The organism is Wolbachia endosymbiont (group B) of Camptogramma bilineatum (genome assembly GCF_947251825.1).
Taxonomy (GTDB): Bacteria; Pseudomonadota; Alphaproteobacteria; order Rickettsiales; family Anaplasmataceae; genus Wolbachia.
Genome location: NZ_OX366391.1, coordinates 1,138,911 through 1,152,155, shown reverse-complemented (window position 1 = coordinate 1,152,155; position 13,245 = coordinate 1,138,911). Strand labels below are relative to the sequence as shown.

Below are 13,245 nucleotides of genomic sequence, written 5' to 3'. Positions count from 1 at the left end.
TTAGCTCTCCTCACCCTCCCTTCAAAGTAGTCTATTCTATAATTTTTTTTGTTAAACTTGATTTTAAGCCACGAACAAAGTCTTTAATATCGCAAGGATTTCTTCCTTCCATTTGTACAACTTTAGGAATTAAAGTACCACCTTTTAAACTTATATGCATATTATCATTAATGATCTCACCTTGTCCTGAAGTGAAGGCTTCAAATTCAGCATCAAGTATCTTGATACGTTTGTTCTCTACCTTAATGAATGCTTTTGGATAAAATGCTTTAACCTTTCTATAAGCAATTTCACAGGCGTCACTTGCGTAAATTTTATAGTCTTTTACTTTGTCAGCATAACACGCATCGTTATCGCTCTGTTTTAAGGGAACTTGCTTTTCAATTTCGTTTAGTACTTTCAGCAGTAAATCACTACCTAATTCAGACAATTTATCATACAACGTCTTATAATTATCGCTTTTTTCAATAAGAAATTTTTTCTGTTTTAAAATAGGGCCAGAATCTAATCCTTCATCTAGCTGCATAATGCTAACTCCGGTTTCTTGATCTCCGGCTAAAATTGTGTGCTGTATCGGAGCTGCACCGCGCCACCTAGGCAGTAATGATGGATGAATATTAATACAACCATATTTGGGAATATTTAAAATTTCTTTTGGAAGTATCAATCCATACGCAGCAACAACTGCAACGTCTGGCTTAAAATTTCCAAACTTTTCTTGCTCTATCGAAGATTTTAAAGAGGCAGGAGTACATACCTCTATGTCACTTTTTTCAGCAACGATGTGTACTGGGGATTTTGTTAACCTCTGCCCACGTCCAGAAGGTTTTGGAGCTTTGGTATATACTGCTACTATTTCACTCTGTAATTTCAATAGTAAGTTTAACGCACCAACAGCAAACTCCGGTGACCCCATGAAAATAATTCTCATGGTGTTTTTGCTTTAAGCTAACTTACTATTTACAATTTCTATTAATTTAGCAAAATCATCCTTATGATTAACAACCATCTCAGCAAGAATTTTCCTATTTAAATCAATTTTAGCAAGTTTAAGACCATGCATAAATCTACCGTAAGTAAGTCCATGTTCTCTTACTGCTGCATTAATACGTATTATCCACAAACCACGAAAATCACGTTTACAGGTTCTTCTGTCTCTGTAAGCATATTGGAGTGCTTTTTCAACTCTTTGTAATGCAATTCTATAACAATTTTTTGCCCGTCCTCTATAACCCTTTGCTAGTTTCAATATTTTTTTATGACGAGCATGAGTAGTGACTCCACGTTTTACTCGAGCCATTTTTATTTTACCTCCATTTTGTTAAATACCATAAGGCATATAAAGCTTAACTATACGCGAGTCAGATTTACTAAGAATCGTCGTACCACGCTGATTACGAATATTAGATTTACTTCTCTTTACCATACCATGTCTTTTACCTGACTGAGTAGAGATGACTTTACCCTTAGCTGTAAGGTGAAAGCGCTTTTTGACAGAAGATTTGGTTTTTAATTTTATTTTCGTCATATTCTAAACAAATTTACAAACACCACTATTTAGTTCTTTATTAGTAATTAAGTATGAGTATAGATAACTTTATTAAAAAATCAAATTAAAATTGTATTTTAAAGCAGCTTGAATGTAATCACACCCAGTATATGTGTTATACCTTCTTTATCTCCAATTGGCAACAATACTTGCCTCATTTTAACACTTTCACTTTCTTCCTCTTCGTTAATTGGGCATTTACTTTCTATTATAGTCTCAAGTTTATCAATAACTGCATCTATTTTATATAGCCGCAAAAATGGTGCATCAATTGCATGTTTATTATCGATGTACATCTTTTTTTCAAAACCATAAAATTCAATAGCTTTTTCTCCTGCATTTTCACAAATATAACCTCGATCTTTAACTTCAATGATAAAACAATGCTGCCATGACTCCATGATTTCTGCAGTGTCTATTTCATGTCTTTCTGGCCATTCTCTATCTGATCCTTTTATATCACTCCAATGTTGAGTAACTATATTCACTATTCTTCTTTCTTTGCCTGCATAATTTTCCATTCGAAATTCCACATATAAAACACAGATATGAGGTAAATTTATCGTGAATGTATTGATTTTTTCTTACTAAAGGATGTAGATTATTGAAGATTCTCATCCTGTTTACACAACAGGTAATGATAAATTAAGTATAATAATTAGAGCATAAAAATTATTAAATGATGAAACTGTGAAATAAAAAAAAATTCTATTTTTGCAATATTTTGGCTAACGAATAGAATTAGTTCCACTTTCTAAAGTTATTGCACTTAATAAATAACTAGATGGAGTTTCTTCCTTAGCACTACTATGGCTTTTATTTTTTCTATTATAAAACCAACATTTAAATGGTACAGCTGCTGCGATAGCTGCTACCAAAGCTACTGTTACTGCTAACATACCTACTGTGAACACTATATTATTTTTCTCGTTTGAAGGTGTTTCCAATAATTTAAACTCTCTCAAGTTTGTATCATGAATCATAGGATTACCCAAAATATTCGTCGTATTTTGAACACTTTCTATATTTCGCATTGTAATTCCATTGCTAGCGTTTGATTTTTTCATTTCTTCCATTACTTGTTTTAAGTTTGGTAGTTCTGCTGTTGTATTTTCAATATCACCAGCTTCCAGCTTTTGCAAGTTCTCATTACTCAAAAACTCTTTGAGATACTTTTCATAAAACTCTTTGGCATTATATCTTTTATAACTTCGTATTTTCCCACTCTTGAGATCAGAAACAATATCATCAATCATCACTTTTGGATTTTCTGCATGCACTATTTCTCCTTCAGCAACAAGAATACGATAAGATGTATCGTCAAGCATACATACATACTTAAGTTTTAAATCACCTCCTCCCAATAGAAAATATATTGTTCTGTTTTGTTCTACATCTCGCAATTCTGATTCAATACTAATCCATCTATTCCTTTTTTCTTTATTGATTGATCTTTTTTTTCCTACAGTATTTTTAAATCTTCTTGACATATATGACCCCCAAGCTGACCAATATTTCCTTATGTATAAAAGATAAATTATTTAAGTCCACATCTTTTCACTAAGATTTTTATATTTTTATTATACTAAATAATACATATATTAATATCTGAATTTCTCATTGCAATTTATTATACCTTAGTAAAAACGATATAAAATTAGAGAAAGAGTTATAAAATTTTTTGTAAGATAGGAAAATTTCTTCTCCTTTGGTTCCAGAGCATATAAGTGCTGTAAGAGCTAAGTTGATGGCACTGTTGTGCCATCAAACTCTGGAATTTTACTCGACACTAATCTGAGAAGATAGATGTGCTACCGATGTAGCATTGCTGAGCAAAGATTCTATTTCTGATGTAGATCCGGAATGCTCAAGTTGAGCTTGTTCAGGAAGGTTTTTCATCGCTTTTTCAACATCGTAGCTACCTTCCCTATTTTTCTATGCCATACAAAGTATCCTAATCCTGCAAAAGCTACTGCTAGCACTCCACCCAATATACCACCAGCAATCCCTGCTATTCCTATATACTGTCCTCCATTTATTTCGGGTAATTTAGGCCCTTCCACATCTGTGCTATTAAATATAGAATGATCTAACACTTCTTGTGAATTACTATCAAAACGGGAAACACTACTTATATCTTCAGGAGTAATTCCATAACTAGAATTTGATTCTTCTATTTCATTTATTACGTCATTAATCTCTTTAGTAGTTACTTTGCTTGATGCAAAATCGAATTCTTGTTTTGTTAAAGAAGCTGATTCGATAGTTACATCTTCCTGCATCTGATAATCAATTTCTTCAGTAGTAGATTCTCTCAATTGGCTATTTTCATCAGTTCTTTCTTTTAGCTTTTTTGAACTATCCTTACCCAATTCATCTACAAGGTTTTTTAGATATATTTTCTTAAATTCTCTATAATTATATTCTTTACCTTTTTCTATTTCTCCACTCTTAAGACCTAAAATAATTCCATCTATTGTCGATTCACGAATTGCTTGAGGAATGTCTATTGAATTTACTATTCCTGTAACCAAGCCTATCTCAGCTGCTCTAGAAGATATAGAGAGGTCTTTTACTGTTAAATTCTCTCCTTTAATTAAAAATTCTACCCTTCTGTTTTGCTCTATACTTTCCAAGTCAGATACAATTCTAATTGTTGGACCATTCATCTCCTGCTTATTTGTTATTTCCCTCTTTCGTATGCTATTCTTAGTGTTTTGGAATTTTTTTGGCATTTCACACTCCTTAAATTAATTAACAAAAATATTATTTGAATTAACAAATACTTCTCTATGTTAGTGGATAAAATATTTAAACCTATATCTTTTTATTAATATTTTATATAAAAGTTACTTTTATTATACTAAGTAATGTATATATTAATATTTAGATTGATAAATTGATTTTACTTCTGTTACAACTTATTATGCATAGATAACCTCAGTAAAAACGATGAAGCTAAACGAAATTAGAGAAAGATTTATAAAATTTTTTGTAAATAATAATCACGAGCAAGTTCCTTCTTCTCCTTTGATTCCAGAGCATGATCCAACACTCATGTTTACAAATGCTGGTATGGTACAGTTCAAAAACATCTTTACCGGCACGCAAAAAACTGAAATGAAACGTGCCGTCTCAAGTCAAAAGTGTCTCAGAGCAGGTGGTAAACACAATGATCTTGAAAATGTTGGCTATACATCTCGGCATCACACATTTTTTGAAATGCTCGGAAATTTTAGCTTTGGTGATTACTTTAAAGAAACTGCGATAGAATTTGCGTGGAAATTTATTACTGAAGAATTGTCTCTTGATAAAAACAGACTATCCATAACTGTTTACCACACTGATGATGAAGCATATGAAATTTGGCGTAAGATAAGTGGCTTTTCAGATGATAAAATCATAAGAATTACAACAGATGATAACTTTTGGAGCATGGGCAATACTGGTCCATGTGGCCCATGTTCTGAAATCTTTTACGATCATGCAAATCAGGATTTGCATGAAGACGACAGAATTGTTGAAATTTGGAACCTGGTGTTCATGGAATTTAATAAAGATGAAGAAGGTAATTTACAAAAATTACCAAAAAAATGCATCGATACTGGAATGGGCCTTGAAAGAATAGCAGCTGTTATGCAGAACGTTCATGATAACTATGATATTGACCTATTTTCTGCTCTGGTAAGTAAATCGCAAGAGTACTGTGGAAATACGGAAAATAAAGTAGCTCATAAGATTATCGCAGATCACCTTCGTGCAGCTGCATTTCTCATCGCAGAAGGAGTGCTTCCTGGAAATGAAGGAAGAAATTATGTACTACGCAGATTGATCAGGAGAGCAGTACGTTATATCCACCCACTTGGATATAATGATTCTCTATTGAACCTTGTTTTTCCTGCACTCATAGATGGCACAAGTTTGGCTTATATGGGAGATGCTTATCCAGAGCTAATCAGAGCTAAAAGCTTAATAGAAACAACGTTAAAATCAGAGGAAGAAAACTTTAAAGACACTTTAATGAAAGGCATTAATCTCTTGGACAAATTCACTGCAGATTTAAAATCAGGTGACACTCTATCTGGAGAATCAGCATTCAAACTATATGACACTTATGGATTTCCTTTGGATATCACACTTGATATTTTGAAAGAAAGGAAAATAAATTTTGACCAAAAAGGTTTTGATAATGCAATGAAAGAGCAAAAAGAAAGAGCACGTGCTAATTGGACTGGATCTGGTGAAAAGTCTGTTGAACAAGTATGGTTTAATTTAATCGATCAGTTTGGCAAAACGGAATTTGTTGGTTATGAACGTGATGAAGTAAAGGATGCAACAGTACTCGCAATAATTTCCCCTAAAAATGAAATGATTGATTCTGCAAAAGAAGGAGAAAAGATAACTATTATACTTGATAAAACACCTTTTTATGGCGAGTCAGGTGGACAGGTGGGAGATACTGGAAATTTTATAAAGTCTGATGGAAGTACGTTAACAGTTGAAAATACCAACAAGATTAACGACCTATATTTACACAGATGTATAGTTGAATCTGGTTCAGTTCGTAAAGGTGATACAGTTACAGCTAGTATTAACAAAAAAAGAAGACAAGACTTAAGAAGAAATCATTCAGCCACACATCTTCTACACTTTGCACTCAGAAAAATCTTAGGTGATCACGTTACTCAAAAAGGTTCTCTAGTCGCACCAAATAGACTAAGATTTGACTTTAGTCACAATAAGCCAGTCACTCAGGATCAGCTGTCTTCAGTAGAAGATATAGTAAACTCTCTAATCAGAGAAAATCTTTCTACGTCCACAAAAGTTCAAGGTATGGATGAGGCAATAGACGAAGGAGCGATGGCCTTATTTGGTGAAAAATATGGTGATAATGTTAGGGTTGTAAAAATTGGAGATTCAAAAGAATTATGTGGTGGTACACACGTGGAGCGTACCGGAGAAATTGGTTTGTTTAAGATAGCAGCAGAATGTTCCGTTGCATCTCGAGTAAGAAGAATTGAAGCTTTAACCGGTCAAGAAGCAATTAATTATGTACGCAATAACGAAATTAGCTTAAAAAAAGTTGCAGAATGCGTAAAAGCACCAGTAAATGAAATAATAAGTCGACTCAGTATTTTAAGCCAGGAGCGCAAAGAATTTGAAGTCAAAATAAAAAATCTTTATAAAAAGCTTATCAGTGTAGAAACTGTAAAAAGTACCGAAATAAATGGAATAAATTTCGTAAGCCACACTTTCAATAACGTTCCAGGAAGTATAATAAGGGAATTTGCTCTACAGCAACAAAAACCGAAAACTGTAATAGCCTTCATGGTAACAGAAAAGGATAAAACAGTTTTGATTGTCAAAGTAAGTAAAGATTTAACTAATAAGATCAATGCAAAAGAGCTAGTATCTACTGTAACCAGAAGGGATTGCGGTGGAAATGCCGAACTTGCCCAAACAGGCTGTGATAACAATAAAATAGATGATGCCATTACAGCAATCCATAGCAAAATAACAGCTTGCAAAAACTAATACACCCTACTACCTCGGTATCTTTTAACCATGAACGAAGGTATTATGCAAATAGGGGTAGAGAAGACTTAACTGTCAAATGAGCATATCAGGTAATAAGAACTGGATTACAGCTCCATGCTCTGGAATGACATCATTTTATTCATCAAAGTAGCAGCTTTATAACGGCAGTGCACAGAGGCGTCATCAATTAGCCCTTCATTGTCATCCCAGTGTCAGCTACTCGGATGACACCATCATAGAGATCAGCTACTTTGATGATAAATAAGAAATATCGAAGTGTTGTGCTAGACTTTATACCTCTTACATTCAAACTCACATAAATCATGAATTATGCATGTTTCACACGAAGGTTTTTGCGCTTTGCAAACATATCTACCATGCAAAACTAGCCAATGATGAGCATAAAGTAGGTATTTTTTTGGCACTACATTCAAAAGAGACTGCTCTGTTTTAAGTACATCTTTTTCTTTCACAAGCCCAACTCTATTGCTCACTCTAAAAACGTAAGTATCAACTGCCAATGTTGGAATACCAAGCCCTGAATTTAAGAACACATTAGCGCTCTTTCTCCCAACCCCTGGTAAAGATACCAAATCATCGAAATTAGTAGGCACTGTGCTATTGTACCTCTCAATCAATATTTTACTGAGCCCGATTATATTTTTTGCTTTAGAATTATATAAACCAATACTGCTTATGCATTTTCTCAGCTCACTTTGCCCAAGATTCAACATTTTTTCTGGCGTATCAGCGATACTAAATAGCTCCTTTGTAATTTTATTAACACTTATATCGGTCGTCCGCGCTGACAGAACTATTGCAACTAATAACGTAAAATGATTGGTATAATTTAGCTCTATTTTTGGCGCAGGATTTGATTGCTTGAATTTTTCAAATATCAGTTCTACTTTTTTTGAGTCCATGCATAGAGCTAAAAGCTTATACTATACTGTTTGCTGTGCAAATTCAATTGCTTGAGGATTAGATAGTCCTTCAATATTAACATCAGACATATCAGTTTTTACCTCATCAAAATTCCTTTCAGCAAACTCGCTTGCCACTTCCGCAAAACACTTTTTAATAAGAGGCATAACAATTGGCATTAACAGTTTTCGTGGATCATACCATCCTAACAGGTCAGTTTCCTTTTGTACCCTATCTCTTGGATCCTCTTCTAGTAAATCTTTTGTGTGCTTTTCAGCATATATTTCACAACCTTTTGAAAATATAGGACTAAATATCTCAGTAGCTAGCAGTGCTAACAATGACAAAGTACCAAATATTGTTACATCAACATAAAGACTATTAGAAATAAACCCTCTATCATCAAAGAACCTGTTCATAATCTTTTGAGGAGGAAAGAAGTAAAAGCAAATTTGTAGGCTAGTATTAAGTTTACGCTCGCAATTTTTCCAAAGTCGCCTACATTTTTCCAACCAGGCAAAAGAAGATCTCTCAACAACCCATCTTTTTGGCAATACAGCAAAGGTGCTTCACCTCAACAGTTGCACCAATAGTTACTTTCATCTGTGTTGCAAAATTTTCTCCAGTGTAGCCTGCATCAACCAGTATGTTTTTAACTTCAGAGAGACTTTCTTTAGCATTTTTAACCATTGTCAAAGCACTGCTACGATCAGTTATTTCTGCCGTTGTTATATGTGTGTCAAACCTTGTGTATCAACTGCGATATGACGCTTTATTACTGAAATTTTCTTGCCAGCATCATAACCTTTTTCTTCAGCAGTATCGGTATTTTTTACACTTTGGGCATCAATGATGCAGAAGCTTGTTTTGGTATTCCGACCACTGTTCTCTCTAACCAATTTTTTTAAGACAATTTCTAGAACACTTTCTCTATCTTCATTCGTTTTTTTACTCCATTTCTTAAAGTAATCGTAAAAATTTTGCCATCTTGGAAACTCTTTTGGAAGCATTCGCCATTGACAGCCACTTTTTAGTACATAAAGCACACCACAAAATAACTTATATAAACCTAATCTTCTTGGCTTTGTTTTCTTTCGCACGCTTTCTAAAATTAGTCTAATCTTTTCGAATTTTTCACAACTTATGTCACTTGGATATGTATTCCTCATACTTTACCTCATATACCTCATCTTAACATATTCAGAGATCACTTACAGGCTCTTAGGTTAATATAAGCTTCCATTCAATTTAATACACTACAATATTACATATATTAGCTAATTTGTTAATAGATTTACAAATATTAAATTATTGCTATTCTAAATTTAAGTGTTAGTTAACTGAGTTTACAATGAGTATTAGAAATTTTTTTACCAAGGCAATCGTTCTCCTTTTAGTTTGCTTATTAATCTTTATGGGGATTGGCAATCTTTTATCAAATGATGATGAAAGGAAAGAATTAGCTAAAGTAGGAAAGGAAGTTATAACATCAGATGAATATAAATTACTATATCAAAATTATGAAAAGCAAATTTCTGGATCTGATGTAAGTAAAGAACAAGTAAAAAAGCTGAAATATGATTTACTTAACGCACTTATAGAGCAAAAACTATTGTTTAACCTAATTAGCGAACTTGGATTAAAAGTTGGAGAAGAATCTATCAAAAGCCATATAAAAAATACCAAGTACTTTCAGGACGATAAAGGAGAATTTGACCATAATAAATTCCATCAAACTCTAAATAGCCTGCATATAACAGAAAAGGAATATATAGAAAAACTAGAGAAAATCCTGCCTGCAATGATGTTCATGACTTCGTTATTTAAAGATAATTATCCGGTAACTTTTGGTGAGAGTGTTGATGAGCAGATATACAAAAATCGCTACCAAACTAGAGTAGTTGATATTGTTAAAATAACTGAGGATGCAATTACAGACGTTCCTGAACCAGATGATCAAGCCTTACTTGATTTGTATGAAAGAAATAAGTCCAATTTTTATTACCCTGAGTATCGAACTGCGCAATACATTTCTCTGGATCAAAAATATTTTGAAGATCAAATCAGAATTTCAGATGAAGAGGTTGATAGTATAATAGAACATCAGGAACTTAAAAATCAAAGAGACATATTCAATGTGATATTTCCTACCAAAGAAAAAGCTGAAATAGCAAGAAGAGCACTTGAAGAAAGTAAAGCAAGCTTTGAACAAATAATAGAAGAGTTTAATAAAGTGAAACTCGATGAAACCAGAGTAAATAATATAACTAAGGATTTCTTACCTAAAAATATGAGAGAAAAGGTATTTGCTCTCAAAACAGGTGAAGTAAGTGAAGTTTTAACAAGCAATTTTGGATGGCACGTAATAAAGGTAGAAAGCATACATCAAATCTCTGATGAAGACTTGGTTGATTTAAAAAAAGACATAAGGTCAGTTTTAACCAATCAAAAGTCTTTTGAAAAAGTCAATGATTTCATAAATCAAGTGAATTATAAGATATACAATGGTGCAACGATTGAAGAAATCTCCAATAATTACAATTTACCTATACAAACCATTGGTCCAGTAGATGCTAGTGGGAAAGACCAAAGTGGTAATGAAGTAGGAAATTCCAGTGATTTCATTTCTTTCATTTTTTCACGCGAGAAAGATCAGAAGAGTTATTTTAAGGGTGTTGGAGATACTGTTGTTGGTGTGAAAATCAGTGATATCGTTCCTCCTAAATTACAAAATTTTGAAGAAAGTAGGGAATCAGCCATAAAGCTTTGGCGTAGTGAATTTATAAAAGAAAGAATGTTTAAAATGGGACAAGAAGTAGCAGTTCAACTAAGAGAAAAGACAGATTTGGAAGAAATGCAAGGTATAAAATTGGTTAAAGGCCAGCAAATACAACGCAATGAACAAAACCACCCTTTTTCTTTCATAGAAGAGATTTTCAATATGAAAACAACTAATTCGGTAACAGATCCTATTCAATACAATAATGAAATTATAATAGGCGTTCTAAAAGAAATGCATTCATCAAATGGTAAATTAAACATGCTTGATACCGGAAAACGTGTGATGATATCGCTAAAGGAACAGTTAATTAGCTATCTAAAATCAAAGTATAGAGTAGAAGTTAATCATGCTATGATTGATGATATATAAAAAAGTTTATTATCTTCCTTTTATGAGTGATTGGAGGGGGCTATATTGTATTTTTAGGTAAAAGAGGTACAATTAGTTTGACTTGAGCTGTTTATTGTATTTAAATTGTAATTAATATATGAATAAAGGTTGACATGGCAGTTAAAATAAGGTTAGCAAGGTTTGGGGCAAAGAAACGTCCTTTTTATAGGATAGTTGTAGCCGATTCACGAGCACCAAGAGATGGGCGCTTTATTGAGAGAATAGGACAATATGATCCAATGTTGCCAAAAGACAATAAAAATCGTGTTGTGGTAAAAGCTGATAGATTAAAACATTGGCTAAGTGTAGGAGCGCAAGCAACTGAAAGGGTAATGTGGTTCATTAAAAAAGACATAGTAGATTTAGAAACAGAATCGAAAAAAATAGAAAAGAAAAAAGTTGAGAAAGTACAAGGGCAAGAAGCATAAGTCCTATTAAATGCTAAACACTGATTTAACAAAAAGTAGTAAATTAGATGATATTGTATCTTCTGATTTATTGGCTATGAATGACTTTATCTTCAAAAATGTCAATGATGAAGGTACTAAGCTTGCTACCGATATTACATCTCATCTTATTAATTCAGGAGGAAAAAAGATAAGGCCTAAGCTCATTTTTATTATTTGTAAAATGCTGAATTACTCTGGAGAGAGTAGGATCAACATTGCTGCATCGGTAGAATTTATACACAACGCTACTTTACTTCATGATGATGTGCTTGATGAAAGTAAGGCACGCCATGGAGTTGCAACAGCAAATAAAATTTGGGGGAATAAATCAAGCATTTTAGTTGGTGATCTATTATTGACCTTAGCATTTAGATGGCTTATAGAATGTGGGAATTTAAGTGTTCTCTCTATTTTATCTAAGGCATCTAATTTGCTTGTCAAGGGTGAGATAAAGCAGATGACAACGCGTTTTGACCCTAACACAATTAGGAAAAATTATTTTAATATCATTGGAGAAAAGACAGCATCTTTATTTTCTGCATGCTGCGAGGCTGCATCAGTAGTATCTGGAGCCACAAGTGACGAAACAGAGAGGCTAAGGAATTTCGGGTTTAATTTTGGTATGGCATTCCAAATAATTGATGACGTGCTAGATTATACTGCTAATCAAGGCACTTTAGGAAAGCAACTTGGAAAAGATTTCTTTGAAGGTAAAGTTACTTTACCTTCTATTATAGCATATGAAAAAGGCAGCCCATCAGAACAAAAATTCTGGGAGAAATCTTTTTCTTCAGCTAGACACAATTTTGACCAAGCATTACAATATATTAATCATCATAATGCCATTCATGTTTCTATGGAAGAAGCTAAACACTATATTAATATGGCGCAAAGTAATATTGATACTTTTTCTGATTCTCTTTATAAAACTGCTTTGATTGACTTTTTAAATGCAAGCATAGAAAGACAAGGATAGCTAACGCTTGATATTTTTAGATTGATTGTTATATATTTATTAAGTTTGTAAGGGTGAATGATATGTCAGATAGTAATAAAGAGAAAAAAAAGAAATTTGCAGATATGGTCAGTAAACGAAAAGGGGATGATCAAGAAGATCAGCAAACAGGTGATTTAAGTGAAGAGCTTAATATATTAAAAGAACGTGCAGTTCAGCTTGAAGATCATTTACGTCGCGCTGTTGCGGATAATGAAAACGTTAAACGTATAATGCAAAAGCAAATTAGCGATGCAAGTGATTATGCAGTCACAAAATTTGCACGTGATATGATCGACTCTTGTGACAATTTAAAAAAAGCAATGGAAAACTTGAAAGATGATGATCCTATTCATGAAGGAATAAAAGTGGCGCACCAAAAGATTGTGAGTGATCTAAAAAAACATGGAATAGAAGAAATAGATCCAATAGGTAACTCTTTTGACAGCAATTTACATCAAGCTGTTGTGGAAAGAGAAGATAATGAAAAAGAGCCTGGTACTATTGTAGAAGTATTACAAACTGGTTATACAATTAAAAATAGGTTGCTTCGTCCTGCAATGGTTATTCTTTCTAAAAAATCTGCTGATTGCGAAAGTAACTAATAAAACACTCAAGG

The 13,245-nt window shown here is 33.0% G+C and carries 12 protein-coding genes and 2 pseudogenes; 5 read left to right on the top strand and 9 right to left on the bottom strand.

The genetic code is table 11. From position 1 onward, the window contains the following. Positions 1–31: 31 nt before the first annotated feature. The 6 genes from fmt to OPR44_RS05760 all read right to left on the bottom strand — a co-directional run bounded on the left by fmt (position 32) and on the right by OPR44_RS05760 (position 4,284). Positions 32–931 carry a methionyl-tRNA formyltransferase gene (gene fmt / locus OPR44_RS05785; protein WP_265014667.1) on the bottom strand — a complete coding sequence of 300 codons (900 nt, stop codon included), beginning with the start codon at positions 929–931 and terminating at the stop codon, positions 32–34. Between the two features lie 12 nt (positions 932–943). Then, positions 944–1,300 (bottom strand): 50S ribosomal protein L20, encoded by a 357-nt coding sequence (gene rplT / locus OPR44_RS05780; protein WP_265014666.1) that lies wholly within the window; start codon positions 1,298–1,300, stop codon positions 944–946. A 21-nt stretch (positions 1,301–1,321) separates the two neighbouring features. Continuing rightward, positions 1,322–1,528, bottom strand: a complete 207-nt coding sequence (gene rpmI / locus OPR44_RS05775; RefSeq protein WP_010402777.1) for a 50S ribosomal protein L35 — start codon at positions 1,526–1,528, stop codon at positions 1,322–1,324. A 98-nt stretch (positions 1,529–1,626) separates the two neighbouring features. Further along, on the bottom strand, positions 1,627–2,070 hold the full coding sequence (locus OPR44_RS05770) for a PAS domain-containing protein (RefSeq protein ID WP_265014665.1): 444 nt from the start codon (positions 2,068–2,070) through the stop codon (positions 1,627–1,629). A 207-nt stretch (positions 2,071–2,277) separates the two neighbouring features. Then, positions 2,278–3,039, bottom strand: a complete 762-nt coding sequence (locus OPR44_RS05765; protein WP_264374978.1) for a hypothetical protein — start codon at positions 3,037–3,039, stop codon at positions 2,278–2,280. Between the two features lie 405 nt (positions 3,040–3,444). Continuing rightward, the gene (locus OPR44_RS05760) at positions 3,445–4,284 is read right to left on the bottom strand and encodes a hypothetical protein (RefSeq protein WP_265014664.1); all 840 of its coding nucleotides are present in this window, start codon (positions 4,282–4,284) and stop codon (positions 3,445–3,447) included. A 217-nt stretch (positions 4,285–4,501) separates the two neighbouring features. Here OPR44_RS05760 and alaS point away from each other — a divergent pair, with 217 nt between their 5' ends. Further along, complete coding sequence (gene alaS, locus OPR44_RS05755; RefSeq protein ID WP_265014663.1) at positions 4,502–7,084, top strand: alanine--tRNA ligase; 2,583 nt, start codon at positions 4,502–4,504, stop codon at positions 7,082–7,084. 287 nt (positions 7,085–7,371) lie between these two features. On the opposite strand, the gene nth is transcribed toward alaS, so the two are convergent. The 3 genes and pseudogenes from nth to OPR44_RS05740 all read right to left on the bottom strand — a co-directional run. Continuing rightward, complete coding sequence (nth, locus tag OPR44_RS05750; protein ID WP_265014662.1) at positions 7,372–8,010, bottom strand: endonuclease III; 639 nt, start codon at positions 8,008–8,010, stop codon at positions 7,372–7,374. Between the two features lie 21 nt (positions 8,011–8,031). Further along, positions 8,032–8,403 (bottom strand): annotated as a pseudogene (locus OPR44_RS05745) (molecular chaperone DnaJ); the annotation flags it as partial. Between the two features lie 42 nt (positions 8,404–8,445). Next, positions 8,446–9,180, bottom strand: a pseudogene (locus OPR44_RS05740) (IS5 family transposase); the annotation flags it as partial. Between the two features lie 182 nt (positions 9,181–9,362). Here OPR44_RS05740 and OPR44_RS05735 point away from each other — a divergent pair. The 4 genes from OPR44_RS05735 (at position 9,363) to OPR44_RS05720 (ending at position 13,231) form a co-directional block, all read left to right on the top strand. After that, entirely contained in the window at positions 9,363–11,162 is a 1,800-nt protein-coding gene (locus tag OPR44_RS05735) for a peptidylprolyl isomerase (protein WP_265014661.1), read from the top strand. A 134-nt stretch (positions 11,163–11,296) separates the two neighbouring features. Further along, on the top strand, positions 11,297–11,611 hold the full coding sequence (gene rpsP / locus OPR44_RS05730; protein WP_265014660.1) for a 30S ribosomal protein S16: 315 nt from the start codon (positions 11,297–11,299) through the stop codon (positions 11,609–11,611). A 10-nt stretch (positions 11,612–11,621) separates the two neighbouring features. Continuing rightward, positions 11,622–12,608: a polyprenyl synthetase family protein gene (locus OPR44_RS05725; protein ID WP_064085383.1), complete on the top strand. Its 987-nt coding sequence runs from the start codon at positions 11,622–11,624 to the stop codon at positions 12,606–12,608. A 62-nt stretch (positions 12,609–12,670) separates the two neighbouring features. Then, the gene (locus tag OPR44_RS05720; protein WP_010402249.1) at positions 12,671–13,231 is read left to right on the top strand and encodes a nucleotide exchange factor GrpE; all 561 of its coding nucleotides are present in this window, start codon (positions 12,671–12,673) and stop codon (positions 13,229–13,231) included. The last annotated feature ends 14 nt before the right edge of the window (positions 13,232–13,245 follow it).

Bases quoted from the DNA above. Each gene is read 5' to 3' on its own strand.
- fmt (WP_265014667.1), bottom strand. From the start codon at position 931: ATGAGAATTATTTTCATGGGGTCACCGGAGTTTGCTGTTGGTGCGTTA.
- OPR44_RS05735 (WP_265014661.1), top strand. From the start codon at position 9,363: ATGAGTATTAGAAATTTTTTTACCAAGGCAATCGTTCTCCTTTTAGTT.
- OPR44_RS05720 (WP_010402249.1), top strand. From the start codon at position 12,671: ATGTCAGATAGTAATAAAGAGAAAAAAAAGAAATTTGCAGATATGGTC.
- rplT (WP_265014666.1), bottom strand. From the start codon at position 1,300: ATGGCTCGAGTAAAACGTGGAGTCACTACTCATGCTCGTCATAAAAAA.
- OPR44_RS05770 (WP_265014665.1), bottom strand. From the start codon at position 2,070: ATGGAAAATTATGCAGGCAAAGAAAGAAGAATAGTGAATATAGTTACT.
- rpsP (WP_265014660.1), top strand. From the start codon at position 11,297: ATGGCAGTTAAAATAAGGTTAGCAAGGTTTGGGGCAAAGAAACGTCCT.
- alaS (WP_265014663.1), top strand. From the start codon at position 4,502: ATGAAGCTAAACGAAATTAGAGAAAGATTTATAAAATTTTTTGTAAAT.
- OPR44_RS05760 (WP_265014664.1), bottom strand. From the start codon at position 4,284: ATGCCAAAAAAATTCCAAAACACTAAGAATAGCATACGAAAGAGGGAA.
- OPR44_RS05725 (WP_064085383.1), top strand. From the start codon at position 11,622: ATGCTAAACACTGATTTAACAAAAAGTAGTAAATTAGATGATATTGTA.
- nth (WP_265014662.1), bottom strand. From the start codon at position 8,010: ATGGACTCAAAAAAAGTAGAACTGATATTTGAAAAATTCAAGCAATCA.
- OPR44_RS05765 (WP_264374978.1), bottom strand. From the start codon at position 3,039: ATGTCAAGAAGATTTAAAAATACTGTAGGAAAAAAAAGATCAATCAAT.
- rpmI (WP_010402777.1), bottom strand. From the start codon at position 1,528: ATGACGAAAATAAAATTAAAAACCAAATCTTCTGTCAAAAAGCGCTTT.